This is a genomic window from Salinarimonas chemoclinalis, from assembly GCF_041514305.1.
GTDB lineage: Bacteria > Pseudomonadota > Alphaproteobacteria > Rhizobiales > Beijerinckiaceae > Salinarimonas > Salinarimonas chemoclinalis.
The window spans coordinates 122,539-145,771 of record NZ_JBGMWH010000001.1; the positions used below are offsets into that span (position 1 = coordinate 122,539).

Below are 23,233 nucleotides of genomic sequence, written 5' to 3' on the forward strand. Positions count from 1 at the left end.
CGATCGGCGACGAGGCTGCCATGGAGCGCCACGGCGAGGACGGGGACGAGGCCGGCGGCGCGCGCGAGCGTGCCTCTCGGCGGGCGGTCGCGTCCGGCGCGCTCATCGCCACGGGGCTCCTGTTCCTCGTCGCCGCCGCCACCGAGGGCGTCAACTTCTGGCTCGTGGTCGCGATCCCCGTCGCCGTGGCGGCGGCGGCGATCGCGGTGGGGGAACGCGTCCAGGCGCGGCGCGTGAAGAAGCTCGTCGCGGCCGGCCGGCGCCTCGCCGTCGTCGAGGCGCTGCTCGCCAACATTCCGGATCCCGTCGTCATGGTCGACCGGCGCGTCGTCGTGCGCGAGGTGAACGGCGCCGCCCGCGAGCTGCTGCCGGGGCTTCGGCTCGGCCATCCGCTCTCCTTCGCCCTGCGCGCGCCGCAGGTGCTCGACGGGGTCGAGGAGGCGCTGCGCACCGGCGAGCGGGTGCGGGTCGAGTACGCCGAGCGCGTGCCGACGGAGCGCGTCTTCGAGGTGCTGATCGGCCCGCTCGATCTCGAGGCGGACAGGCCCGGAGGCGACGCCGTCGACGTCGCCCCGCCGCCGCCGCGCCAGCAGAGCCTCGTGCTCTACTTCCGCGACCTCACCTCGGCGCGCCGGCTCGAGACCATGCGCGTCGACTTCGTCGCGAACGTCAGCCACGAGCTGCGTACGCCGCTCTCCTCGCTGCTCGGCTTCGTCGAGACGCTGCAGGGACCCGCGAAGAACGACGCCGCGGCGCGCGAGCGCTTCCTGGAGATCATGCGCGTGCAGGCGCAGCGGATGAGGCGGCTGATCGACGACCTGCTCTCGCTCTCGCGGATCGAGCTGCGCGCCCACGTCGCCCCGCAGACGCCGCTGGACGTCGCCGCCGCCACCCGCCAGATGCTCGACACGCTCGCGCCCCTGGCCCGCGAGCGTGGCGTCGAGCTCGCCTTCTCGGGGCCGGCCGAGGCCGCGCTCATCGCCGGCGAGCGCGACGAGCTGCTGCGCGTCGTCGAGAACCTCGTCGAGAACGCGGTCAAGTACGGCGACGGGGGCGGTCGCGTCGAGGTCGACGTCTCGCGCCGTGCCGCGGAGGCCGGCGAGACCGTGCGGCTCGCGGTGCGCGACCACGGACCCGGCATCGCCCCCGAGCACCTGCCGCGCCTCACCGAGCGGTTCTACCGCGTCGACGTCGCGGCGAGCCGCGAGAAGGGCGGGACCGGGCTCGGGCTCGCCATCGTCAAGCACATCGTGGCGCGCCACCGGGGACGGCTGACGATCGAGAGCACGCCGGGGGAGGGGGCGCTGTTCGCCGTCGACTTCCCGGCGCTGGCCGTGGAGGCGGTACGCACGCCGGCCGTCTCAGCCGAGTGAGGCGGCGTCCGCGCCGGAGCCGGCTCCGACCGCGCGCACGCGGGCGTGCACGAAGCCGAGCTTCTCCACCGCCGCCGGGGCGAGGATGAAGGGGTAGAGGTCGCTCTGACCCATCGAGCGGTTGAGTGCGTTGACGGCGAAGGTGAGCGGACCCCAGGCGTCGACGAGCCGCGCGAGCGAGCCCTCCCGATGCGGATCGAACGCGACCGTGGTCGAGAGGTCCTCCGCGAGCGTCTCCCCGCCGGACGCCCGGGGGCGCAGCCGCAGGCCGAAGGCGGAGGCGGTCTCCAGCGTGTCGACCATGTGCAGATAGTGCGCGAAGGTCTCCGCCCAGTCCTCCCACGGATGCGCCGTCGCATAGGCGCTGACGTGCCGCTCGGCCCAGTCCGGCGGCGGACCCTCCGAGTAGTGGCGCTGGAGCGCCGCGCCGTAGTCGGTCCGCTCGTCGCCGAACAGGGTGCGGAAGCCGTCGAGGGCGTTCGGCTCCTCGACGAGCTTCGTCCAGTAGTAGTGCCCCACCTCGTGGCGCAGGTGGCCGAGCAGCGTGCGGTAGGGCTCGCCCATGGCGCTGCGGCGCGCCTCGCGCTCGCTGTCGTCGGCCTCCGCGATGGCGATCGTGACGAGACCGTCGGCGTGGCCGGTCATCACGCCGGCCGCGCCGGTGGCGGGTTGGTCGGCCAGGAAGTCGAAGGCGAGCCCGGCGGGATCGTCCGGGCGCAGGGTCAGCGGCAGGTCGAGGCTCATCAGCGTGTAGAACAGGCGCTTCTTGGCCGCCTCCAGCTTGCGCCAGCGGGCGAGGTTCTGGTCCTGCGTCAGGTCGGGGATGGTGCGGTTGTGGCGGCAGGCGGTGCAGAAGCGGCTCGCTTCCGGATCCGGGGTCTCCGCGACGAGCCAGGTGCAGGCGCCGTAGGCGGCGTTGGCGCAGAAGCGGTAGCGCGCGCCCGCCTCGCCCACCGGCGACCAGCCCTCGTCCGCGAGGCGCACCGCGACGAGCCGGCGCTCCCGCGTCAGGAACCCGAGCCGGGCGTTGCAGCTGGGGCAGGCGGCGTCCTCGAACTGGAGCGGCGCGCCGCAGACGGTGCAGGCGAAGAGCTTCATGAGGGTTCGTTCCCGTGGGCCGCGGACGGGATCGTCCGGGCGCGCGCAGACAACCCTAGTACCCCGCGCCCGGGTCCACCACGTTCGTCAGCGCGCCGCCGGCCTCGACGCGGCGGATCTGATCGGCGATGAGCCGGGAGATCGTGTCGGGATGGCTCATGGCGGCGTTGTGGGGCGTGACGATCACCCGCGGATGCGCCCAGAGCGGGCTGTCGGCCGGCAGGGGCTCCGTCTCGAACACGTCGAGGGAGGCCGACTTCAGCACGCCGGATTCGAGAGCGGCGAGGATGTCGCCCTCGACCTGGAGCCCGCCGCGCCCGGCGTTGATCAGCACCGGGCCGCCGAGCGCGCCGTCCTGCGCGAGCTTGCCGAAGAGGTCGAGATTCAGGATGCCGCGGGTCGCGTCGGTGAGCGGGAGGAGCACGACGAGGATGTCGGTGCGCGCGAGAAAGGCGTCGAGCCCCGCCTCGCCGGCGAAGGTCTCGACACCGTCGACGGCGCGCCCGCTCCGGGACCAGCCGGCGACCGGAAAGCCCATCACCAGCAGCTTCGCCGCCGCGTCGCGGCCGAGCTCGCCGAGCCCCATCACGCCCACCCGCACGTCCCGCGCGGCGGGCTGGACGCGGTCGTCCTCCCATGTGCCCGCGCGCTGCTGCGCCAGGTAGCGCGGCAGCTGCCGCAGGTGGGCCAGCGCGTGGAGCACCACGTACTCGCTCATGCGGGTGGTGAGGTCCTCGTCGACGACGCGCACCACCGGTGCGTCCGGCAGGCGCGGGTCGCTCACGATGTGGTCGACGCCGGCGCCGAGCGAGAACACCGCGGCGAGGTTCGGCAGGCCCGAGAGTGCGCCGTGCGGGTGCTTCCAGGAGACGACGTAGTGCACCTCGCGGCGGTCGAAGGGTTCGTCGAGGGTGACGACCTTGCGCTCCGGGAAGAGGCCCTGGAAGCGCTCCACCCAGGAGGCGACGTCCCAGCCCTCGATGGCGACGAGGATCGACATGGATCAGCGCTCCACCTGCTCCGAGACCACCCGCTCGACGATCGGTTCGTTGCCCGCCGCGGGACCATCGCCGACATGGTAGGCCGCGCGCACCGCCCGGGCCGCCGCCTCGGCGGAGGCCGCGTCGCGGGCATGGACGAGGGCGAGCGGGCGGCTCGGGTCGACGGCGTCGCCGACGGCCGCCAGCCCCGTCAGGCCCACCGCGGGGTCGATCGTGTCCTCGGCGCGCGCGCGCCCGCCGCCGAGCGCGACCACGGCCATGCCGACCGCGCGGGTCTCGATGCGCGTCACCGTGCCGGAGGTCTCGGCGTGGACCGGGATCGTCACCGCGCTCGCCGCGAGATGCGCCTGCGGCCGCTCCAGGATGTCCGCCGGGCCGCCGAGCGCCGCGACCATCTTCGCGAAGGCTTCCGCCGCGCGGCCGGAGGAGACCGCCTCCTCCATCATCGCCGCCCCGGCCTCGCGGCCGGCGGCGAGGCCGCCGATGAGCAGCATCTCCGCGCCGAGCGCGACGGTGACCGCGTGGAAGCGCGGCTCGCGGCGCCGGCCGGTGAGGTAGTCGATGCAATAGGAGACCTCGACCGCGTTTCCGGCGGCCGACGCCAGCGGCTGGTCCATGTCGGTGAGGATCGCGTGGGTCTTCAGGCCCGCTCCGTTCGCCACCGCGACGAGACTTTCGGCGAGCGCGCGGGCGTCCTCCCGCGCCACCATGAAGGCGCCCGAGCCCACCTTCACGTCCATCGCCAGGCCCTGGAGGCCGGCGGCGAGCTTCTTGGAGAGGATGGAGGCGGTGATGAGGTCGAGGCTCTCCACCGTCGCCGTCACGTCGCGGATGGCGTAGAGGCGCTTGTCGGCGGGGGCGAGGTCGGCGGTCTGGCCGATGATGGCGCAGCCCGTCTCGCGCACCACGCGCCGGAAGGTCTCGATGTCGGGCTGCGTACGGTAGCCGGGCACGGAATCGAGCTTGTCGAGCGTGCCGCCGGTGTGGCCGAGCCCGCGGCCCGAGATCATCGGAACGAAGCCGCCGCAGGCGGCGACCGCCGGGCCGAGCGGCAGCGAGACGCAATCGCCGACGCCGCCGGTGGAATGCTTGTCGAGCACCGGCCCGGGCAGGTCCCAGCTCAGCACCTCGCCCGACGCCATCATGGCGCGGGTGAGCGCCACCCGCTCGTCGAGCGAGAGCCCGTTGAAGTAGATCGCCATGGCGAGCGCCGCCGCCTGGCCCTCGCCGACGCGCCCGTCGACGAGGCCGGCGACGAAGGCCTCGATGTCGGCGGCCGGCAGGGTGCCGCCGTCGCGCTTGACGCGGATGATCTCTTGCGGAAGCAGCGTCATCTCAGTAGCTCCCGCCCTGGGGCGCGGGCGCCCCGCCGGATCCGTCGAGCGCGGCGACGAGGGCGCCGTGCAGCCCGCTCGCGCCGAAGCGGAACGTCTCGGGGGTCGCCCAGCCCGCGCCCATGATCTCGTCGGCGAGATCGAGATAGGCCCGCGCCTGCTCGAGCGTGCGGATGCCGCCCGAGGGCTTGAGGCCCACGCGCCTCCCGCCGGGCGCGGCGGCGATCGTCTCCAGCATGATCCGCGCGGCCTTCGGCGTCGCCGAGACCGCGGTCTTGCCGGTGGAGGTCTTCACGAAGTCTGCGCCCTCGGCGATGGCGAGCCCGCTCGCGCGGCGGATGGCTCTTTCGTCCTTCAGCGCGCCGGTCTCGAGGATCACCTTGAGCACGCGCTCCCTCGGCACGCGCTCGCGCACGGCGACGAGCATGCCGCGCGCCGCGTCCTCGTCGCCGGCGAGGAACGCCTCGTAGGGGAGCACGAGGTCGATCTCATCGGCCCCGTCGCGCAGGGCCTCGCGGGTCTGCTCGACCACGCGCTCGACGTCCTCGGCGCCGGTCGGGAAGTTGACGACGGTCGCGACCCGCACGCCGCTGCCGCGCAGCGCCGCCTTGGCGCGACCGATGAATTGCGGCCAGACGCACACGGCGGCGACCGGCGGGACGGCGTCGCCGCCTCTCGCCGGATCGCCCTTCGCCTTGGCGCAGAGCGCGTCGATCGCGCCCTCGGTGCAGGCGTCGTCCAGGTTCGTCAGGTCGGTGAGGGCGATCGCGCGCCGCGCGAAGTCCGCATCCGAGGAGGTCGTGTCGCTCATGATCCGTCGCCTGGTCGGTCGAGGAGGGAGACGTAGGCGCGCACGAGGCGCTCCAGCATCGGGCCGGCCTCGCCGCCGACCTCCTTCGTCTCCGCGTGACTCGGGTTGGCCCCCTCCAGCCCCGCCGCGAGGTTGGTCACGGTGGAGAGCCCCGCGACACGAAGCCCGTAGAAGCGCGCGAGGATGGTTTCGGGAACGGTGGACATGCCCACGAGATCCGCCCCCAGCGTCTGCGCCATGCGGATCTCGGCGGGCGTCTCGAAGGCCGGGCCGGGCGCCCAGAGATAGACGCCCTCGTGCAGCCCGACGCCCGCCTTCGCCGCGGCGCGCGCGAGCGTCTCGCGCAGAGCCGGGTCGTAGGCGTCGGTCATCGGCACGAAGCGCGCGTCGTCGCTCTCGCCGACGAGGGGGTTCACGCCGAACAGGCTGATGTGGTCGGAGATGGCGACGAGCGCCGGCGGGCGGATGTCGAGGCGCGTCGAGCCGGCGGCGTTGGTGAGCAGCAGCGGGGGCGCGCCGAGCCGCGTGATCGCGCCGATGGCGACGCGCATCACCGCGGGGTCGCCGTGCTCGTAGTAATGCGCGCGCCCCTGCAGCGCGAGCACGCGCCGGCCCTCGAGCAGCCCCGCCACGAGTCGGCCCTTGTGGCCGGAGACGCCGCTCCTCGGGAAGTGGGGGATGTCGCCGAAGGGGATCGCGACCGCATCCTCGAGCTTGTCGGCGAGCGGGCCGAGGCCCGTGCCCAGCACCATGGCGCAGGCGAAGGGGCCTGCGGCATCGCCGTCGTCGATGCCGCCCGCGCGGATCGCCGCCACCGCCTCGGCGATGCGCTGGTCGTAGGGAGCGGTGATCACGCGGCGTCTCCGGCGCTGTCGAGGTTGTCGGGCCCGAAGGAAGCGGGCAGCAGGTCGTCGAGGGTGAAGGTGCGCCGCACGCCTTCGGGGCCGGCGACGTGCACCGGCGTGTCGGGCCGGGAGAACTCGCGGATGCGCTGGCGGCAGCCGCCGCAGGGCGTGCAGAGCATGTCGCCGGGGCCGATCACCAGGATCTCGGCGATGCGCCGCCCGCCCTCCGCCACCATGCGCGAGATCGCGCCCGCTTCCGCGCAGGCGCCCTGCGGGTAGGCGGCGTTCTCGACGTTGCAGCCGGCATGGATGCGCCCCGCCTCGTCCCGGATCGCTGCGCCCACCGGAAAGCGCGAGTAGGGCACGTGCGCGCGGGCCTGCACGGCCTTCGCGGCGGCGAAGAGGTCGTCGAGCCGGGCGTGCGTTCCCATCAACGCTCCTTCACGTAGGGCTGACCGGCGGCGCGGGGCGGGATGGCGCGGCCGACGAAGCCCGCGAGCAGGATCACGGTCATGGCGTAGGGCAGGGCCTGGATCGCCTGGACCGGCATCTCGCCGAGCCCGGGGATGTCGACGCCCTGGAGGCGGATCGAGAGCGCCTCGAGGAAGCCGAACAACAGGCACGCGCCGAGCGCCGGCCAGGCCCGCCATTTGGCGAAGATCAGGGCGGCGAGCGCGATGAAGCCCTTGCCCGCGGTCATGCCCGGCAGGAAGCCGGCGGACAACGCGGTGCCGATGAAGGCGCCGCCGATGCCGCAGAACACGCCCGCGATGATCACCGCGGAGTAGCGCAGGCCGGTCACCGAGATGCCGGCCGTGTCCACCGCCGCCGGCTTCTCGCCCACCGCGCGCAGGCGCAATCCGAACCGCGTCTTCGCCAGGACGTACCAGGTCAGCGGCACGAGAAGGAGGGCGAGGTAGACCAGGAAGGACTGGCCGAACAGCACCTGCACGATCCGCGATTGGTCGGAGACGTCGAAGAGCGCGAGGAAGCGCTGGTCGCCCTCGAGCGGCGGCGTGCGCCCGCCCTGGCCGTACCAGGCGTTGCCGATCACGGCGGTGAGGCCGGCGGCCAGCATGTTGATGGCCACGCCCGAGACGATCTGGTTGCCCCGCTGCGAGATCGAGGCGAAGCCGTGCACCAGCGCGAACAGCGTCGAGGCGCCGATGCCGGCGAGGAGGCCCCAATAGGCCGACCCGGTGGCATAGCTCGCGGCCGCGGCGGCGAAGGCCGCGATCAGGAGCTTGCCCTCGAGCCCGATGTCGATGACGCCCGAGCGCTCCGACCAGAGGCCGGCGAGGCAGGCGCAGAGCAGCGGGATCGTCAGCCGCAGCGTGGATTCGCCGAGCGCGAGGAGGCCCATCGCGTCCATGGCTCAGGCCTCCTTCGCCACCGGCTGGACCGCGCGCCCGGCGAAGGCGGCGGCGACGAGGCGCTTGAACAGGCCGTCGAGCGCGCCGGCGAAGAGGATCAGCACGCCGCCGATCACCACGATCATGTCTCGCGTGATGGCGGGCACCTCGAAGGCGAGCTCGGCGCCACCCTGGTAGAGCATGCCGAAGAGGAGGGAGGCGAGGATGATCCCCACCGGATGCCCGCGCCCCATCAGCGCCACCGCGATGCCGACGAAGCCGTAGCCCGAGGTGAACTCCAGGATCAGCCGGTGCTGGTAGCCCATCAGCTCGTTGACGGCCAGACCGGCGGCGAGCGCGCCCGAGATCGCCATGGCGACGACGGTCACCGCCTGCGGCGAGATGCCGGCGTAGACGGCGGCAGAGGGGTTCGCGCCCACCGTGCGGATGGCGTAGCCGAGCCGCGAGCGGAAGATCAGCAGCCAGACGAGCCACGCCGCGATCAGCGCCAGGAACAGCGAGGCGTTGAGCTGGGAGCGCGGCAGCTCGAGGCCGACCGCGGCGCCCAGCTCGTGCATCGCGGGGATGAACGACGCCTGTGGGAAGAGCGGCGTCTCCGGGTTCATCGACGTCGGCGGGCGCAGGACGTTGACGAGGAGGTAGACCGACAGGATCGAGGCGAGCCAGTTGAACATGATCGTCGTGATGACGATGTGGCTGCCGCGATAGGCCTGGAGGTAGCCGGGCACGACGCCCCAGAAGGCGCCGAAGGCAGCGGCCGCGAGGATGCCGAGCGGGATCGCCAGGAAGGCGGGGACGGGCAGGAAGAGCAGCGCCAGTGCGAGCCCGATGCCGCCGAGGATCGCCTGCCCCTCGCCGCCGATGTTGAACAGGCCGGCGTGGAAGGCCACCGCGACGGCGAGCCCGGTGAAGATGAAGTTCGTGGCGTAGAACAGCGTGAAGCCGAGGCTGTAGCCCGTCCCCAGCGAGCCGTAGATCAGCACGCGGGTGACGGTCAGTGGATCTTCGCCGATGAAGAGCACCACGAGGCCGGCGACGAGGAAGGCGGCGACGACGCTCACCGCCGGGACGAGGGCGACGTCCGCCCAGCGCGGGAGCTTCAGCGGCGCGGCCATCGCCCGCCCTCCCGCTGCGTCCCGATCGATCCCCGCGTCATCCCGCTCCTCCGCGCCGGCTCCGTTTCGCTACACAAGCAGCCTTGCGCGCGTCCCGCCAGTGGCTTCGCGCAGGTTCGCGGCACAAATCCACCGGTCCCGTCGCCGCACCGGCGGCCCTCAGCCGCGGCCTCCCCCGAAGCGCTCGGCGACGAGCGCGTGGACGAGGCGTCCCGCCTGCACCTCTCCGCCCTCCGGGCGCCCGGGCTTCGTGCTCGGGTTCCAGGCGAAGAGGTCGAGATGCGCATGGGCCTTCGCCTTGGAGACGAAGCGGCGCAGGAAGAGGCCGGCCGTGATCGCCCCCGCGTGCGGGCCGCCGGAGATGTGGTTGACGTCGGCGATCTTCGAGTCGAGCAGCTTGTCGTAGGGCTTCCACAGCGGCAGGCGCCAGACGGGATCGTGCACGGCGTCCGACAGCCGCGCCAGGTCGGCGGCGAGCCCCTCGTCGTCGGTCATCAGCGCGGGGAGGTCCGGCCCGAGCGCGACGCGCGCCGCGCCGGTGAGGGTGGCGAAGTCGACGAGGAGATCGGGCGCCTCCTCGTCGGCGAGCGCCAGCGCGTCGGCGAGGATGAGGCGCCCTTCCGCGTCCGTGTTGCCGATCTCGACGGTGAGCCCCTTGCGGCTCGCGAGCACGTCCCCGGGCCGGAAGCTGTCGCCGGCGATCGAGTTCTCCACCGCGGGGACGAGCAGGCGCAGCCGCACCGGCAGGTTCGCCGCCATGATCATCGCCGCGGTGGCGATGGCCGCGGCGGCCCCGCCCATGTCCTTCTTCATCAGGGCCATGGCGGAGGACGGCTTGATGTCGAGCCCGCCGGTGTCGAAGGCGACGCCCTTGCCCACCAGCGTCACCTTCGGCGCGTCGGCGGCGCCCCAGGTCAGGTCCGCGAGCCGCGGCGCGCGGGAGGCGGCGCGGCCGACCGCGTGGATCATCGGGAAGCCGCGTTCGAGCAGCGCCTCGCCCTCGATCACCGAGACGTCGGCGCCGTGGCGCTCGGCGAGCGCGACGACGGCCGCGGCGAGGCCGTCCGGCCCGAGATCGTTCGCCGGCGTGTTGACGAGGTCGCGGCCGAGGCACACCGCCTCGGCGACGCGCAGGACCGCGCCCCCGTCGACGCCGTCGGGCACGACGAGGCGGGCGCGCGGCGCCTCGTCCTTCGCGCCGCGCTTGTAGCGGTCGAACCGGTAGGCGCCGAGCGCGAAGGCGAGCGCGGCGAGCTCGGCGTTCGCCGGCGCGGGATCGAGCCGCCAGGTGCCCGCGGGCAGGGCCGTCGCGAGCCGGCCCACCGCGAAGGGATCGTGCGGATCGAGGCAGGCGAGCGCCCGCGCGATGCCGCCCTCGGCGTCGGGCAGGACGACGAGCCGGCCCGGCTTCGGGGCGAAGCCCTGCGCCTGCGCGAAGCGCCGCTCCCGCGGATCGAGCGTCTCGGCGAGCGCCGGCCAGCTCCCCTCGTCGACGAGATGGACCCCGACCGCAGCGGCGGCCGGATCGGTTTCGAGCGCGCGGTGCGGCATGACCCCTCCGGAATGAACGCGTCCGGTTATCGGGCGCGCCTCGCGCGATGGCAAGCGGGCCGGCTCCGCCGCGGCGGCGCGTTAACGCCGCGGTAAGGTTAAAAGAGTATGGACGTCAACAGCTTGCAATTGGTTCGCCGGGCGCCGGGAGGCGCGATCGGAGAGCGCGATTCGAAGGAGCCGGGGATGACGACGACACGCGTGCCGAACGGGGGAGGTGCCCGCCTGCGGCGGCTGCCGGCGCTCGTCCTCGTCGCGGGGCTCGCCCTCTCGACGGCCGGCTGCCTCTCCTCGCGCGGGCCCGCCACGACGGGATCGATCGATCCCGCACGGCTGGCGGCGGCGTCCGATACCGACCTGCGCGGCGCCTCCGACACGCTGGCGCGCCGCAACGCGGCCGATCCCGGCAACGCCCAGGTCGCGATGGCCTACGCCCAGGTCCTGCGCCGGCTCGACCAGCGCGCCCAGGCGGTGGCGGTGCTCCAGCAGGCCTCGCTGCGCAACGCCGACGACAAGGCCCTCGCCGGCGCCTACGGCCGTGCGCTCGCGGACGCGGGACGCCTGCAGGAAGCGCAGGAGGTGCTCGCCCGCGCGCATTCCCCGCAGAACCCGGACTGGCGCGTCCTCTCCGCCCAGGGCGCCGTCGCCGACCAGCTCGGCGATCCGGCGCGCGCCCAGCGCTTCTACCAGGCGGCGCTCAACCTCGTGCCGGGGGAGCCGACGGTGCTCTCCAACTACGGCCTCTCGCTCGCGCTCTCCGACCAGCTGCCGCGGGCGGAGGTCATGCTCCGGCAGGCGGCGGCGCATCCGGACGCGGATGCGCGCGTGCGGCAGAATCTCGCCCTCGTGCTCGGCCTCCAGGGCAAGATGGACGATGCCGAGACGGTGCTCGCCCGCGACCTCCCGCCCGCCGCGGTGGCCGCCAACCTCGACGCGATCCGCACGATGGTCGCCCAGCCCAATTCCTGGGAGCGCCTGCGCCGCGCGGAAGACCAGGGTTGACGGGACCAGGGCCGAACCGACCCCGCTCTCACCGTAACCCGCCCTTAGGGCACGCCTGCTAGTCCTGCCCCTCGCGAACCAGCGGGAGGGCGGCCGCGATGGGCGGATGGCGCGACAGGACGACGGCCGCGCGTGCGGCGCGCGGCGCCGTGCGGCCCCTCGCCGAGATCGCCGCCGATCCGGCCCTGCGCGCCGCCTGGGCGCGCCTCGCCGGCGGCGCCGCGACCGCCAACCCGTTCTTCGGGCCGGACTTCCTCGTGCCGCTGATGCGCGGGCGACACGTCCCCTGCGCGATCGTCCTCGCCGAGGACCGGGCCGGCGGACCGCGCGTCGTCGCCCTGCTGCCGCTCGTCCGCAGGGCCGGCGTGCCCGGCCTCCTGCCGCCCCGTCTCGCGGGCCTGCGCCACCCGATGATCGTCGACACGACCCCGCTCCTCGACGCTGCCGACCCGCGGGGCGCGGCAGCTGCGCTCGTCGAGACTCTCGCGGCCCACGCGCCGGGCGCGGTGCTGCGATTGCCGCTGTGCGTCGCGGGCGCGAGCGCAGCCGCGCTCGAGGCCGCCGCCGGCGAGGCCGGTCTCGCGACGGCGCGGGTCGGCGGCTTCGTCCGTGCGGCGATCTCCGGGGGGGAGACGACGGAGCCGTCGTCGCGCAAGCGCAAGGAGCTGCGGCGCGCGGTGGGCACGCTCGCGCGGATGGGGACGGCGACCTGCGAGACGCTCGCGGGGGCCGACGTCGCCTTGGGCGTGGACGCCTTCCTCGCGCTCGAGCGCGCGGGCTGGAAGGGGCGGGCCGGGACCGCGCTCGCGTGCGCGTCCGGCACGCGCGCCTTCGCGCAGGCGGCCCTCGCGCCGGCGTCGCGCGCCCCGCGGGTCGTCGTCGACCTCATGCGCGTCGACGGCGTGCCGGTGGCGGCATCCGTTCACGTCCTCGCGGGGGATCGCGGCGGCACCTTCAAGTGCGCCTACGACGAGCGCTTCGCCAAGGCCTCGCCCGGCCAGCTGCTCGACGCCTGGACCGCCGAGCGGGTGCGCGCCGGGGAGCATCCGGCGCGGGCGCTCGATTCCTGCGCGGCGCCGGGCCATCCGATCGAGTCGCTGTGGACCGATCGCCTCGCGGTCGACGACCGCCTGCTCGCGCTCTCGCCGTCCTGCGACGCCCCCCGCCTCGCCCGCGTCGCGGATCGCCTGCTGCGTATCGACGAGGCCGTCCTCCGGGCCAAGGCGTGGGCGCGACGCCGGCTCGGCCGCCGCGAGACCGCGCTGCGCGCGCCGCCTGCGCAGGACGGCTGATCGCCGCCACGAACCCCCGGAGCGACCATCCGCCGGCGCGCGCGGCACGCCCGATCCGCGCGCCTGCGCGGCATCCGGGATCGTTTTGCGCGGCTCGGGCGTTCCCGGGACGACGACACGCCCCGGAGCTTCGCGAGAGGAGCCGCGAGATGATCAGCGACACGGCGACCCGCGTTCGCCGCCATTCCAGCGACGAGGCGAACGCCCGGATCGACCATGCGATCAATGCGAGCGTGCGCTGGCACGCCCGCCGTCCCGACCGCATCGACGCCCGCCTGCGCGCGCTCGACGCGGAATGGGACGTCGAGCGCGTGCTCGAGGCCAACGCCGCGACGCTCGCGCTCTCGGGGACTCTGCTCGGCATCTTCGCCGACCGCAGGTTCCTGGCGCTGCCGATCGCCGTCACGGCATTCCTGCTCCAGCACGCCGTGCAGGGCTGGTGCCCGCCGGTACCCGTCCTGCGCTCCCTCGACGTCCGCACGGCGCGGGAGATCGACACCGAACGCCACGCGCTCAAGGCGCTGCGCGGCGACTACGGGCCGATCGGCCCGGGGCCACGGCAGCGCGACGACCGCGTCGCGCACGCCCTCCAGGCCGCCCGCCTCTAGGGGCCGACGTCCCCCACCCCCTCACGACCGGAGAGAACCACCATGCTCGAATGGGCCCTCATCTTCCTCGTCATCGCCCTCGTCGCCGGCGCGCTCGGCTTCACCGGCGTCGCCGCGGGTGCCGCTCAGATCGCCAAGATCCTGTTCTTCATCTTCATCGCGATCTTCGTGATCCTGCTGCTGCTCGCGGTGCTGGGGATCGGCGCGGTCGCGTAGGTGCGCGATTTAAAGTAGTATACAGATACCGTATGACACGATGAGATGTCGCCGGCCCGATCGGCGGCGCCTCCGAACGAGCACCGTTCGGGGGCGTATGCTCGATGGAGTCCGTCCGGACGACAGGAAAGCGGCGAGCGACCCGATCGAGGCTCCGGTTCCGCCTATTCCCGCGCCGCCGTCTCCTCGATCTCGCTCGGCTCGAAGGCGTACCTGCGCGAGCAGAACTCGCAGGTGACCTGGATCGAGCCGTCGTCGGCCACCATCTCGCGCCGCTCCTCCTCGGGGAAGCGGGTCAGGACGTCGACGACGCGCTCGCGCGAGCAGCGGCAGGCTTCGCGGATGCCCTGCGCCTCGAAGACGCGCACGCCGCGCTCGTGGAAGAGGCGGAACAGGAGCCGCTCGCTCGATACCGACGGGTCGATCAGCTCGTGATCCTGGATCGTGTCGACGAGCGACTTCGCCTCGATCCAGGCGTCGTCCTCCGCCGGCTCGGCGCGATCGTGCGCCGGATGCCCCTCCGGCACGTCGCCCGGCGGCAGCTCGGCCTGGCGCCTGCGGTCGCTGGAGGAGGGGAGGAACTGCACCATCATGCCGCCGGCGCGGTAGGCGCGCGCCTCCCCGCCGGTCAGCTCCTCGGCGACGGCGAGGCGGATGCGGGTCGGGATCTGCTCAGACTGGCGGAAATACTGGTGCGCCGCCTCCTCGAGGCCCTGGCCCTCGAGCGGCACCACGCCCTGGTAGCGCCGCAGCTCCGGCCCCTGGTCGATCGTCATGGCGAGGTGGCCGTGCCCGAGCAGGCGGCCGACCTCGGCCCCGCGCAGGGGCTCGCCCGCGCCCGTGGTCTGCGCGACCTTGCCGGCGTCGAAGCGCGCGAAGGCGCGCAGCCGGTCGGGCGCGTCGTAGTCGACGACGATCATCTCGATCGGCCCGTCGGTCTTGGTCTGAAGCTGGAAGCGCCCGTCGAACTTGAGCGAGGCGCCGAGCAGCGCGGTAAGCGCCGCCGCCTCGCCGACGACGCGCGCCACCGCGTCCGGATAGCCGTGGCGCGCCACCAGGGTGTCCACGGCCTCGCCGAGCCGCACCACCCGTCCGCGCACGTCGAGCGCCTCGACCGCGAAGGGGAGGACGACGTCGTCCGCGCCCTCGAAATGCGTCTGCGTCATACCTCTATCCCGAAGCACCAGGCGAGAACTCCCTTCTGCGCATGCAGCCGGTTCTCCGCCTCGTCGAACACCACCGAATGCGGCCCGTCCATGACCGCGTCCGTCACCTCCTCGCCGCGGTGGGCGGGAAGGCAATGCATGAATATGGCGTCCGATTTGGCTTTCGCCATGAGGGCTTCGTTCACCTGGTAGGGGGCGAGCAGATTGTGGCGTCGCCCCTCGTCCTCGTCGCCCATCGACACCCAGCAATCGGTGACGACGGCGTCGGCGCCCGCGACCGCGGCCTGCGCGTCCGTGCCGACGACGACGTCGGCGCCCGCGGTGCGGGCCCAGGCGAGCAATTCCCCGGGCGGCGTGAGCTCGGGAGGCGTCGCGACCTGCAGGCGGAAGCCGAAACGCGCGGCCGCGTGCACCCAGGAGGCGAGGACGTTGTTCGAATCGCCCACCCAGGCCACGGTCCGGCCGGCGATCGGCCCGCGATGCTCCTCGAAGGTCATCACGTCGGCCATGATCTGGCAGGGGTGCGAGAGCTTGGTGAGGGCGTTGATCACCGGCACCGTGGCGTTGGCCGCGAGCTCGAGCAGCGTCTCGTGCTCGAGCGTGCGGATTACGATCACGTCGACGTAGCGCGAGAGCACGCGCGCGGTGTCCGCCACCGTCTCGCCGCGGCCGAGCTGCATCTCCTTGCCGGTGAGCATGATCGACTCGCCGCCGAGCTCGCGCATGCCGACGTCGAAGGAGACGCGGGTGCGGGTCGACGGCTTGTCGAAGATCATCGCCAGCGTCTTGCCCTCGAGCGGGCGGTCGGCCTGGCGCTCGCCGCGGCGGCGCGCGGCCTTGATCCGCACGCCGATGTCGAGGATGCGCCGCAACTCCTCGCCGGACAGCGTCGTCAGGTCGGTGAAGTGGCGGGTGGCGGCGGCGGGCTTCGGGATGGGCGCGTTCATCGGCGTGCTCCCGCGGCCGCGGCCGGGGCCGCCTCGGCCGACGCCCGCTCGATCGCGACGCACGCCGCCTCGAGCCGGCGCAGCGCCTCCGACGTCTCCGCGTCGCGCACGATGAGCGGCGGCAGCAGGCGCACGACGTTGTCGCCTGCGGCGATGCCGATCATCTTCTCCTCGCGCATGGCGGAGACGAGGTCGCCGTTGGGCACGCGGCAGCGCAGGCCGATCATCAGCCCCTCGCCGCGGACCTCCTCGATCACGTCCGGATGCCGGTCGCGCAGCGCCGCGAGCCCCTGCTTGAGGAGCAGGCCCGTGCGGCGCACCTCCTCCAGGAAGCCGTCGGCGAGCACGACGTCGAGCACGGCGTTGCCGACCGCCATGGCGAGCGGGTTGCCGCCGAAGGTCGTGCCGTGCGTTCCCGCCGCGAGCGCCCGTCCCGCGTCCTCGGTGCACAGGATCGCGGCCATGGGGAAGCCGCCGCCGATGCCCTTGGCGACCGTCATGACGTCGGGGCGCGCCTCGGGGCCGGCCCATTCGTGGGCGAAGAGCTTGCCGGTGCGGCCGACGCCGGTCTGCACCTCGTCGTAGATCAGGAGGAGTCCGGCCTCGTCGCACAGCGCGCGCAGGCCGCGCAGGCACTGGTGCGGCACCGGCCTGATGCCGCCCTCGCCCTGGATCGGCTCGACGAGGATCGCCGCCGTCTCCGGCCCGATCGCCGCGCGCATGGCCTCGTGGTCGCCGAAGGGCACCTGGTCGAAGCCCTCCACCTTGGGGCCGAAGCCCTCGAGGTACTTCTTCTGGCCGCCGGCGGCGATGGTCGCGAGCGTGCGCCCGTGGAAGGCGCCCTCGAAGGTGAGGATGCGGTAGCGTTCCGGCCGGCCGTTCACGTGCTGCCAGCGGCGCGCCATCTTGATCGCGCCCTCGTTGGCCTCCGCGCCGGAATTGGTGAAGAACACCCGGTCGGCGAAGGTGGCGTCGACGAGCCGCTGCGCCAGGCGCTCGCCCTCGGGGATCTCGAACAGGTTCGAGGTGTGCCAGAGCCTGCCCGCCTGTTCGACGAGCGCGGCGACGACGTGCGGGTGCGCGTGGCCCACCGAGTTGACCGCGATGCCCGCGCCGAAGTCGAGCCAGCGCTCGCCGCGTCGCGACACGAGCCAGGCCCCTTCGCCCCTCTCGAAGGCCACGTCGGCGCGTGCGTAGGTCGGCAGGATCGCAGAGGTCACGGGCTCCATCCTCTTCGCGGGAGGGGGCGCGCGTCCGGCGCGCCCACAAATGAAAGCGCCGCCCGAGAAGGGCGGCAGCAGGCGAATTCTATGGGAAGGCCGCGGCGTGTCAACGAAAACACGCGCGGGCGGGAGGCCCACGGGCGCGCGCTCAACGCTTCTCGCGCCTGAGCTTCCAGACCTCCCAGGCGGCGAAGCCGAGGACCGCCACGAGGAGCGAGAATTCGCCGATGACGATGAGGGCGCTCTGCGACACGGCCGGGTCCCGAATTTAATCTGAACTCCAGAGCTAGCGCGGCCGCGGCGGCGGGGAAGGGGCGTCGCCCGTCTGCGACCGAGCGCGGGTCTCCTCGTCGAGCATCGCCCGCAGACGCACCGTGAGGGGGTCGGCGTCCGTGCGGGCGCGGGCGTAGCCGAGGTTGAAGCCGTGGTCGAAGTCGGGGCCGTTGTCGCCCTGCAGGTGCTGGAGGATGGTCTCGATCTTGTCGAGCGCCTTGGCGAGGACCGCCTCGCGGGTCGCGCCGGCGTCGTACTCGTCGTGGCGCGCGAGCAGCCTCTCGCGAAGGGCCGCGGGCAGCGGCGCGCACAGGGTCTCGAGATCCGCCCGCTCTCGGGCGGCGCGGCCGTCGTCCGGTCGCTGATGGATGGCCGGCACGTCCCCGGATATGGCCTCGCCGAGGTCGTGCAGCACGCACAGCTCGAGGAGCCGCAGCCGGTCGTGCTCCCCGAGCGCGTCGCCGAGAACGATCGCCGCCAGCGCGAGGCGCCAGGAATGCGCGGCGATGCTCTCGGGCGCGCCGTCGGACGTGTGGCCCGAGCGGTGGCGCACCTTCAGCGCCTCGGCGGCGCGCAGGAAGGCGAGGATTCCGGGCAGGGGGTCGCTCATCGTTTCATCATGACGCGCCGCGCCCGCCTCGGCTACCCGCATGCACGCCGGCGCGCCCTCTCAGCGCGGCTCGCTCATCAGCCCCTTGACGATGGCGAAGCAGCCGAGCAGCAGCACGATCGTGAACGGGAAGCCCGTCGAAACCGCCATCGCCTGCAGCGCCGCCAGGCCGCCCCCGAGGAGGAGCGCGATGGCGATCAGGCCCTCGAACACCGCCCAGAACATGCGCTGGGGCACCGGCGCGTTGACCTTGCCGCCGGCGGTGATCGTGTCGATGACGAGCGAGCCGGAATCCGACGAGGTCACGAAGAAGACGATCACGAGCACGATGCCGACGAAGGAGGTGATCTGCGTCAGCGGCAGGCCCTGGAGCATCTCGAAGAGCTTGAGTTCCAGCGGCGCGTCCTGCACGGCGGTGATGCCTCGGCTCACGATCTGGTCGATCGCCGTGCCGCCGAAGGCCGTCATCCACAGCACCGAGACGAGCGAGGGGATGATCAGCACGCAGGTGAGGAACTCGCGCACCGTACGCCCGCGCGAGACCCTCGCGATGAACATGCCCACGAAGGGCGACCAGGAGATCCACCAGGCCCAGTAGAACGCCGTCCAGCCCTGGGAGAAGTTCGCGTCCTCGCGCCCGACGGGGTTCGACAGCGCGGGCAGGTACGCGACGTAGGCCCACAGGTTCTGGAAGAAGCCGCCGAGGATCAGCATGGTCGGCCCGACCAGGACGACGAATCCGAGCAGCACCGCCGCGAGCACCATGTTGACCTCGGAGAGCCGCTTCACGCCGGCGTCGAGGCCGGCCGCGACCGAGATCAGCGCGACGCCCGTGATGGCGAGGATCAGCACCACCTTCGATCCGTCGGTGTCCGGCAGGCCGAAGAGGAAGGCGAGGCCGGCGCTCGCCTGCTCGGCACCGAAGCCGAGCGAGGTGGCGAGCCCGAACAGGGTCGCGAACACGGCGAGCACGTCGATGACGTGGCCGGTCCAGCCCCAGACCCGCTCCCCGAAGACGGGATAGAAGATCGAGCGGATCGTGAGCGGCAGGCCCTTGTTGTAGGAGAACAGCGCGAGCGCGAGCGCCACGATGGCGTAGATCGCCCAGGGGTGGAGTGCCCAGTGGAAGATCGTGGCGGCCATGCCCAGCCGCGCGGCCTCCGCCTGGTCTCCCGCCGCGCCGCCGAGCGGCGCCCAGTCGGTGCGCACGCCGCCCTCGGAGGCGATTCCGCCGATCGCGGTGGAATAGTGCGAGATGGGCTCGGAAACGCCGTAGAACATCAGCCCGATGCCCATCCCGGCGGCGAACAGCATGGCGAACCAGCCGATGTACGAATAGTCGGGCGTCGCCTCCCTGCCGCCGAGCCTCACCTTGCCGAGCGGGCTCGCGATCAGCACGAGGCACAGGACGACGAAGACGTTGGCGGCGCCCAGGAAGAACCAGTCGAGCGTCGAGGTCAGGAAGTCGCGCAGCCCCGCGAACAGCGGCTCGACGCTGTTCTGGAAGGCGAGGGTGAGAACCACGAAGGCGACGACGGTGAGCCCGGAGATCAGGAAGACCGGGTTGTGGATGTCGAGACCGAACGGGCCGACCTGGAGTTCGACGTTGTCCTGGCCGATCGTGTAGTCGGTGTCGATCGGCGTGGTCGCGCCCTCCGGCGCCGGGATGGCGTCGATCCCGGACGGGTCGGGTGCGCGCGTCGGGTCGTCGTTCATGGAATTTCCCCCCTTGGCTGCTCGTGCTTCCGCCGCTCGGCGTCGCGCCCGCCCCGCGCGCTCAGCGCACGAGGAAGACCGAGATCGCGGCGTGGCTCGCGAGACGCCCGCCGTGCGAGGGCACCAGCGCGTCGCCCACGGTCGGCGCGTGCGAGGCCATCACGACGAGGTCCGCACCGGTGTCCGCGACGGCCTTCAGGATCGTGTCGTCGATCTGCGTCGCCGGATCGTGGGCGGTGTAGGTGCGTGCCTCGACCGCGACGCCGGTGGCCCGCGCCGTCTCCTCGGCGACGGCGGCGAGCTCGCGTGCGTATTCCTGCGGATTGCGTGCGACCGCGCTCGGCGCGGCCTCCGTCACGCCCACGAGCACGACGGGAATCCCCCAGTGGCGCGCGAGGTCGACCGCCGTGTCGACGGCCTTGGCGAGCCGCTCGCGATGCGCCAGATCGACGGGCGTCAGGATCTTGCTATACACTTCGGCCCCTCCCCCAGGCTGCGATGCCGTGCCGACGGCCCTGCGGTGGCGCCCGCCAGCAACGGACGTCGTGCGGACCGCCCCGTCCGGGGGAAAGCTACGGCAGATACGGGATCACTACAATCTCGTTTCCGGGCTTTCATTCCCCGGCTCGGCGCAATAGCCTCGCGAGCGCGCGCGAAGCGAGGACTTGTGCGAAATCGACGCGTCTCCGTCGCGAATCTTCACGCCGCGGCCGCCTCCTCCCCGGCCGGGGAACGAGAGAACCCCGCTCCCGGAGGAGCGGGGTTCGCGGGTCCCCGTGAGGGGACCGGTTCCCGAGACGCGGGATCGCCCGATCAGCGGAACAGCGAGAGGATGTTCTGGCTGTTCGAGTTGGCGATCGAGAGCGCCTGGATGCCCAGCTGCTGCTGCACCTGGAGCGCCTGGAGGCGCGTCGACTCCGCGTTCATGTCGGCGTCCACGAGCTGGCCCACGCCGCGATCGATCGAGTCCTTGAGGCCCTTCACGAAGTCCTGCTGGAGACCGATGCGGTTCTTGATGGCGCCGAGGTTCGTGGCCGCGTCCGTGATGTCGGACAGGGCCGCGTCGACGAGGCCGATCAGCTGCTGCATGTCGGCCGCGGTATTGGCGTCCGCCACCGCCGCGTTCACGTTCAGATCCATCACGCTGGTGCCGGTGACCGACGCGCCCGTGAGGGCGAAGGCGGCCGAGCGATCCTGGTCGAGGATGCCCGTGTTGGCGGCGTTCGTGTCGATCAGGAGCGTGTTCGTGACGACGACGGTCGTCGTCTCCAGGCTCACCGCGCCCGTGGCCGTGCGGGTGAAGGAGCTGACGATCTCCTTGTCGGTGGCCGCCGCCGAGGTGCTGTCGAAGGACAGCCAGTTCTCGCCGTTGAACACCGCGGAGTTGGAGATCGACTGCAGCTGGTTCTGGAGCTCGGCGATCTCGCTCTGGATCTTGCCGCGATCGACGCCCGGCTGAGCCGCGGCGGTGATCTTGGCCTTGATCTCGGAGACCACCTCGACGGTGGAGTTCAGCGCGGTGTACATGACGTCCACGGTGGCGGCGCCGAGGCCGAGGGCGTCCTGCACGGCGCTGAGCGCCTTGTTGTCCGAGCGCATCGTGGTCGCGATGGACCAGTACGCCGCGTTGTCGGCAGCGGTGGAGACCCGCTGGCCGGTGGAGATGCGGTTCTGCGTGACCTCCATCTTCTTGTTGGTGGCGGTCAGCGTCTGCAGCGCCGTCATCGCGGCGGAGTTGGTCAGAAGGCTCGACATGGTGATGTCCCTTTCGAGTGCGATTGGAAGAGGGACATCCCGGGCTTTCACCGGGATGACGGAGCGGCGTCATGCCTCGGAGCCATCGGGTTCGGCTTCCGTCCGTCATGGGAGTGAGCCTCGCGCGGGGACCTTGCGCGAGGCTTGCAGCGTCGTCGCACGGGTCGCGAGAGCGCCTCAGCGGCCCGCCTTCCTCTCTGCGAGTACCTCGTCGCGCAGGGCCCGGCGCAGCATCTTGCCGACGTTGGTCTTGGGCAGCGCCTCGCGGAAGTGGAAGTGGCGGGGCACCTTGTAGCCGGTGAGGTTCGCCTTGCAGTAGGCGCGCAGCTCCTCCGCGCCGAGGCTCTCGTCGCGCTTGACCACGTAGGCCGCCGGGACCTCGCCCGAGTGCGAATCCGGCACGCCGATGACCGCGGCCTCGAGCACCTTCGGGTGGGAGGCGAGCACGTCCTCGACCTCGTTGGGATAGACGTTGAAGCCGGAGACGAGGATCATGTCCTTGATGCGGTCGACGATGCGCACCTGCCCGTCGGGCTGGAGCACGGCGATGTCGCCGGTGCGGAAGAAGCCGTCGGGCGTCATCACCTCGGCGGTCTCGTCGGGCCGGTTCCAGTAGCCGGCCATGACCTGCGGGCCGCGCACCGCGAGCTCGCCGGTCTCGCCGTACGGCAGGCGCTCGCCGTCCGGCGACAGGACCTGGACGTCCGTCGAGGGCAGCGGCAGGCCGATCGTCCCGGTGAACTCCTCGATGTCGAGCCGATTGACGCACACGACCGGCGAGGTCTCCGAGAGGCCGTAGCCCTCCACGATCGGCTTGCCGGTGAGCGTCTTCCAGCGCTTGGCGACGGCGGCCTGCGTCGCCATGCCCCCCGAGATGCAGAAGGCGAGGCTCGAGAAGTCCACCTCCTCGATGCCCTTGGCGTTGGCGAGCGCGTTGTAGAGCGTGTTCACCAGCACCATCATGGTGAAGCGCCTGCCCTTCAGCGTCTCGACGAAGCCGGGGATGTCGCGCGGGTTGGCGACGAGGATCTGCTTCGCCCCGAGCCGCACCATGAACAGGCCGCAGGCGGTGAGCGCGAGGATGTGGTAGAGCGGCAGCGCGGTGACCATCACGTGGTCGTCGCGATCGCCCGCGTAGGGCCTCAGCCAGGCCTCGGCCTGGAGCACGTTGGCGACGACGTTGCGATGGAGCAGCGTCGCGCCCTTGGCGACGCCGGTCGTGCCGCCGGTGTATTGCAGGAAGGCGACGTCGTCGAGGCCGACGTCGACGGGAGCCGGCGCACGGGCGCCGCCCTCCTTCATCACCTGGGCGAAGCGCACCGCGCGCGGCAGGGAATACGGCTTCACCGCCTTCTTCACCCTGCGCGAGACGAAGTTGATCAGGTGGCCCTTGAGCCCGAGCAGGTCGCCCGGCGCGACGACGACGACGGTCTCGAGCGCCGCGAGCGCGGGCGCCGACTCCTGCACCGTGTGGCCGAAGTTCTCGAGCACGAACAAAGCCTTGGCGCCCGAGTCGGCGAGCTGGTGCGTCAGCTCGCGGGCGGTGTAGAGCGGGTTGACGTTCACCACCGTGAAACCGCCGGTGAGGATGCCGAACAGCACCGCCGGGTAGGCCATGACGTTGGGCATCATGATCGCGACGCGGTCGCCCTTCTCGAGCCCACGGGACTGCAGCCAGGAGGCGACGGCGGCGGCGGCGCGGCCGAGCTCGGCATAGGTCATCTCCTTGCCGAAGCTCTCCAGCGCCGGGCGCGCGGCGAAGCGCGCGACGCCGTCGCGGAACAGGTCCGCCAGCGTACCGGCGGCCTCGACGTCGATCGAGGGCGCCACGGTTGCCGGGTAGTGGGCGTGCCACGGGCGCCCTTCGTCGAAATGGGGAAGGGGTGCGGTGCTCGATGCCACGGGCGTCCTCCTGAGGCTCGCG

General features: G+C 72.6%; 22 protein-coding genes. 5 read left to right on the forward strand and 17 right to left on the reverse strand.

Going from position 1 to position 23,233, the window contains the following annotated elements:
• Positions 1 to 20: 20 nt before the first annotated feature.
• A complete protein-coding gene (locus AB9M23_RS00610; protein WP_372422588.1) occupies positions 21 to 1,373 on the forward strand; it encodes an ATP-binding protein in 1,353 nt (450 codons plus the stop codon).
• Here AB9M23_RS00610 and AB9M23_RS00615 read toward each other — a convergent pair.
• The 9 genes from AB9M23_RS00615 to AB9M23_RS00655 all read right to left on the reverse strand — a co-directional run bounded on the left by AB9M23_RS00615 (position 1,362) and on the right by AB9M23_RS00655 (position 10,501).
• The gene (locus AB9M23_RS00615; protein ID WP_372421621.1) at positions 1,362 to 2,471 is read right to left on the reverse strand and encodes a zinc-binding metallopeptidase family protein; all 1,110 of its coding nucleotides are present in this window, start codon (positions 2,469 to 2,471) and stop codon (positions 1,362 to 1,364) included. The two genes, AB9M23_RS00610 and AB9M23_RS00615, sit on opposite strands and share 12 nt — an antisense overlap.
• 55 nt (positions 2,472 to 2,526) lie before the next feature.
• The gene (locus AB9M23_RS00620) at positions 2,527 to 3,471 is read right to left on the reverse strand and encodes a 2-hydroxyacid dehydrogenase (RefSeq protein ID WP_372421623.1); all 945 of its coding nucleotides are present in this window, start codon (positions 3,469 to 3,471) and stop codon (positions 2,527 to 2,529) included.
• A gap of 3 nt (positions 3,472 to 3,474) precedes the next feature.
• A complete protein-coding gene (deoA, locus tag AB9M23_RS00625) occupies positions 3,475 to 4,806 on the reverse strand; it encodes a thymidine phosphorylase (RefSeq protein ID WP_372421625.1) in 1,332 nt (443 codons plus the stop codon).
• 1 nt (position 4,807) lies between these two features.
• Positions 4,808 to 5,617 carry a deoxyribose-phosphate aldolase gene (gene deoC / locus AB9M23_RS00630; RefSeq protein WP_372421627.1) on the reverse strand — a complete coding sequence of 270 codons (810 nt, stop codon included), beginning with the start codon at positions 5,615 to 5,617 and terminating at the stop codon, positions 4,808 to 4,810.
• Positions 5,614 to 6,444, reverse strand: a complete 831-nt coding sequence (locus AB9M23_RS00635) for a purine-nucleoside phosphorylase (protein ID WP_372422590.1) — start codon at positions 6,442 to 6,444, stop codon at positions 5,614 to 5,616. The genes deoC and AB9M23_RS00635 overlap by 4 nt, the downstream gene beginning before the upstream one ends.
• Positions 6,445 to 6,467: 23 nt before the next feature.
• The gene (locus AB9M23_RS00640) at positions 6,468 to 6,893 is read right to left on the reverse strand and encodes a cytidine deaminase (protein ID WP_372421629.1); all 426 of its coding nucleotides are present in this window, start codon (positions 6,891 to 6,893) and stop codon (positions 6,468 to 6,470) included.
• Positions 6,893 to 7,834 (reverse strand): ABC transporter permease, encoded by a 942-nt coding sequence (locus tag AB9M23_RS00645; protein WP_372421632.1) that lies wholly within the window; start codon positions 7,832 to 7,834, stop codon positions 6,893 to 6,895. The genes AB9M23_RS00640 and AB9M23_RS00645 overlap by 1 nt, the downstream gene beginning before the upstream one ends.
• Positions 7,835 to 7,837: 3 nt before the next feature.
• Positions 7,838 to 8,950, reverse strand: a complete 1,113-nt coding sequence (locus AB9M23_RS00650; protein ID WP_372421634.1) for an ABC transporter permease — start codon at positions 8,948 to 8,950, stop codon at positions 7,838 to 7,840.
• A 159-nt stretch (positions 8,951 to 9,109) separates the two neighbouring features.
• Positions 9,110 to 10,501 (reverse strand): leucyl aminopeptidase family protein, encoded by a 1,392-nt coding sequence (locus tag AB9M23_RS00655; RefSeq protein ID WP_372421636.1) that lies wholly within the window; start codon positions 10,499 to 10,501, stop codon positions 9,110 to 9,112.
• A gap of 186 nt (positions 10,502 to 10,687) precedes the next feature.
• Between AB9M23_RS00655 and AB9M23_RS00660 the strand changes: the two genes are divergently transcribed.
• From AB9M23_RS00660 to AB9M23_RS00675, 4 genes are all read left to right on the forward strand, one after another.
• Complete coding sequence (locus AB9M23_RS00660) at positions 10,688 to 11,503, forward strand: tetratricopeptide repeat protein (protein WP_372421639.1); 816 nt, start codon at positions 10,688 to 10,690, stop codon at positions 11,501 to 11,503.
• A 98-nt stretch (positions 11,504 to 11,601) separates the two neighbouring features.
• Positions 11,602 to 12,795 carry a GNAT family N-acetyltransferase gene (locus AB9M23_RS00665; protein ID WP_372421640.1) on the forward strand — a complete coding sequence of 398 codons (1,194 nt, stop codon included), beginning with the start codon at positions 11,602 to 11,604 and terminating at the stop codon, positions 12,793 to 12,795.
• 149 nt (positions 12,796 to 12,944) lie between these two features.
• Complete coding sequence (locus tag AB9M23_RS00670) at positions 12,945 to 13,403, forward strand: hypothetical protein (protein ID WP_372421642.1); 459 nt, start codon at positions 12,945 to 12,947, stop codon at positions 13,401 to 13,403.
• A gap of 42 nt (positions 13,404 to 13,445) precedes the next feature.
• Positions 13,446 to 13,619: a DUF1328 domain-containing protein gene (locus tag AB9M23_RS00675; protein ID WP_372421644.1), complete on the forward strand. Its 174-nt coding sequence runs from the start codon at positions 13,446 to 13,448 to the stop codon at positions 13,617 to 13,619.
• A gap of 164 nt (positions 13,620 to 13,783) precedes the next feature.
• Here AB9M23_RS00675 and AB9M23_RS00680 read toward each other — a convergent pair whose 3' ends face one another.
• The 8 genes from AB9M23_RS00680 to AB9M23_RS00715 all read right to left on the reverse strand — a co-directional run bounded on the left by AB9M23_RS00680 (position 13,784) and on the right by AB9M23_RS00715 (position 23,211).
• Positions 13,784 to 14,785 (reverse strand): Hsp33 family molecular chaperone, encoded by a 1,002-nt coding sequence (locus tag AB9M23_RS00680; RefSeq protein WP_372421646.1) that lies wholly within the window; start codon positions 14,783 to 14,785, stop codon positions 13,784 to 13,786.
• Positions 14,782 to 15,732 carry an ornithine carbamoyltransferase gene (gene argF / locus AB9M23_RS00685; protein WP_372421647.1) on the reverse strand — a complete coding sequence of 317 codons (951 nt, stop codon included), beginning with the start codon at positions 15,730 to 15,732 and terminating at the stop codon, positions 14,782 to 14,784. The genes AB9M23_RS00680 and argF overlap by 4 nt, the downstream gene beginning before the upstream one ends.
• Positions 15,729 to 16,952 carry an aspartate aminotransferase family protein gene (locus tag AB9M23_RS00690; protein WP_372421648.1) on the reverse strand — a complete coding sequence of 408 codons (1,224 nt, stop codon included), beginning with the start codon at positions 16,950 to 16,952 and terminating at the stop codon, positions 15,729 to 15,731. The genes argF and AB9M23_RS00690 overlap by 4 nt, the downstream gene beginning before the upstream one ends.
• A 289-nt stretch (positions 16,953 to 17,241) precedes the next feature.
• Complete coding sequence (locus AB9M23_RS00695; RefSeq protein WP_372421649.1) at positions 17,242 to 17,838, reverse strand: HD domain-containing protein; 597 nt, start codon at positions 17,836 to 17,838, stop codon at positions 17,242 to 17,244.
• Positions 17,839 to 17,898: 60 nt separating this feature from the next.
• Positions 17,899 to 19,554, reverse strand: coding sequence for a BCCT family transporter (locus AB9M23_RS00700; protein ID WP_372421651.1), 1,656 nt, complete (start codon positions 19,552 to 19,554; stop codon positions 17,899 to 17,901).
• A 61-nt stretch (positions 19,555 to 19,615) separates the two neighbouring features.
• Positions 19,616 to 20,029: a universal stress protein gene (locus AB9M23_RS00705; protein WP_372421653.1), complete on the reverse strand. Its 414-nt coding sequence runs from the start codon at positions 20,027 to 20,029 to the stop codon at positions 19,616 to 19,618.
• Between the two features lie 338 nt (positions 20,030 to 20,367).
• Positions 20,368 to 21,309 carry a flagellin N-terminal helical domain-containing protein gene (locus tag AB9M23_RS00710; RefSeq protein WP_372421655.1) on the reverse strand — a complete coding sequence of 314 codons (942 nt, stop codon included), beginning with the start codon at positions 21,307 to 21,309 and terminating at the stop codon, positions 20,368 to 20,370.
• A 177-nt stretch (positions 21,310 to 21,486) separates the two neighbouring features.
• A complete protein-coding gene (locus tag AB9M23_RS00715) occupies positions 21,487 to 23,211 on the reverse strand; it encodes an AMP-binding protein (RefSeq protein ID WP_372421656.1) in 1,725 nt (574 codons plus the stop codon).
• Positions 23,212 to 23,233: the final 22 nt, after the last annotated feature.

Excerpts from the sequence above, each read along its gene's own strand:
- deoA (WP_372421625.1), bottom strand. The coding sequence starts at position 4,806 with ATGACGCTGCTTCCGCAAGAGATCATCCGCGTCAAGCGCGACGGCGGC.
- AB9M23_RS00655 (WP_372421636.1), bottom strand. The coding sequence starts at position 10,501 with ATGCCGCACCGCGCGCTCGAAACCGATCCGGCCGCCGCTGCGGTCGGG.
- AB9M23_RS00620 (WP_372421623.1), bottom strand. The coding sequence starts at position 3,471 with ATGTCGATCCTCGTCGCCATCGAGGGCTGGGACGTCGCCTCCTGGGTG.
- AB9M23_RS00610 (WP_372422588.1), top strand. The coding sequence starts at position 21 with ATGGAGCGCCACGGCGAGGACGGGGACGAGGCCGGCGGCGCGCGCGAG.
- argF (WP_372421647.1), bottom strand. The coding sequence starts at position 15,732 with ATGAACGCGCCCATCCCGAAGCCCGCCGCCGCCACCCGCCACTTCACC.
- deoC (WP_372421627.1), bottom strand. The coding sequence starts at position 5,617 with ATGAGCGACACGACCTCCTCGGATGCGGACTTCGCGCGGCGCGCGATC.
- AB9M23_RS00680 (WP_372421646.1), bottom strand. The coding sequence starts at position 14,785 with ATGACGCAGACGCATTTCGAGGGCGCGGACGACGTCGTCCTCCCCTTC.
- AB9M23_RS00650 (WP_372421634.1), bottom strand. The coding sequence starts at position 8,950 with ATGGCCGCGCCGCTGAAGCTCCCGCGCTGGGCGGACGTCGCCCTCGTC.
- AB9M23_RS00665 (WP_372421640.1), top strand. The coding sequence starts at position 11,602 with ATGGGCGGATGGCGCGACAGGACGACGGCCGCGCGTGCGGCGCGCGGC.
- AB9M23_RS00710 (WP_372421655.1), bottom strand. The coding sequence starts at position 21,309 with ATGTCGAGCCTTCTGACCAACTCCGCCGCGATGACGGCGCTGCAGACG.
- AB9M23_RS00640 (WP_372421629.1), bottom strand. The coding sequence starts at position 6,893 with ATGGGAACGCACGCCCGGCTCGACGACCTCTTCGCCGCCGCGAAGGCC.
- AB9M23_RS00645 (WP_372421632.1), bottom strand. The coding sequence starts at position 7,834 with ATGGACGCGATGGGCCTCCTCGCGCTCGGCGAATCCACGCTGCGGCTG.
- AB9M23_RS00660 (WP_372421639.1), top strand. The coding sequence starts at position 10,688 with ATGACGACGACACGCGTGCCGAACGGGGGAGGTGCCCGCCTGCGGCGG.
- AB9M23_RS00675 (WP_372421644.1), top strand. The coding sequence starts at position 13,446 with ATGCTCGAATGGGCCCTCATCTTCCTCGTCATCGCCCTCGTCGCCGGC.
- AB9M23_RS00695 (WP_372421649.1), bottom strand. The coding sequence starts at position 17,838 with ATGAGCGACCCCCTGCCCGGAATCCTCGCCTTCCTGCGCGCCGCCGAG.
- AB9M23_RS00700 (WP_372421651.1), bottom strand. The coding sequence starts at position 19,554 with ATGAACGACGACCCGACGCGCGCACCCGACCCGTCCGGGATCGACGCC.
- AB9M23_RS00670 (WP_372421642.1), top strand. The coding sequence starts at position 12,945 with ATGATCAGCGACACGGCGACCCGCGTTCGCCGCCATTCCAGCGACGAG.
- AB9M23_RS00615 (WP_372421621.1), bottom strand. The coding sequence starts at position 2,471 with ATGAAGCTCTTCGCCTGCACCGTCTGCGGCGCGCCGCTCCAGTTCGAG.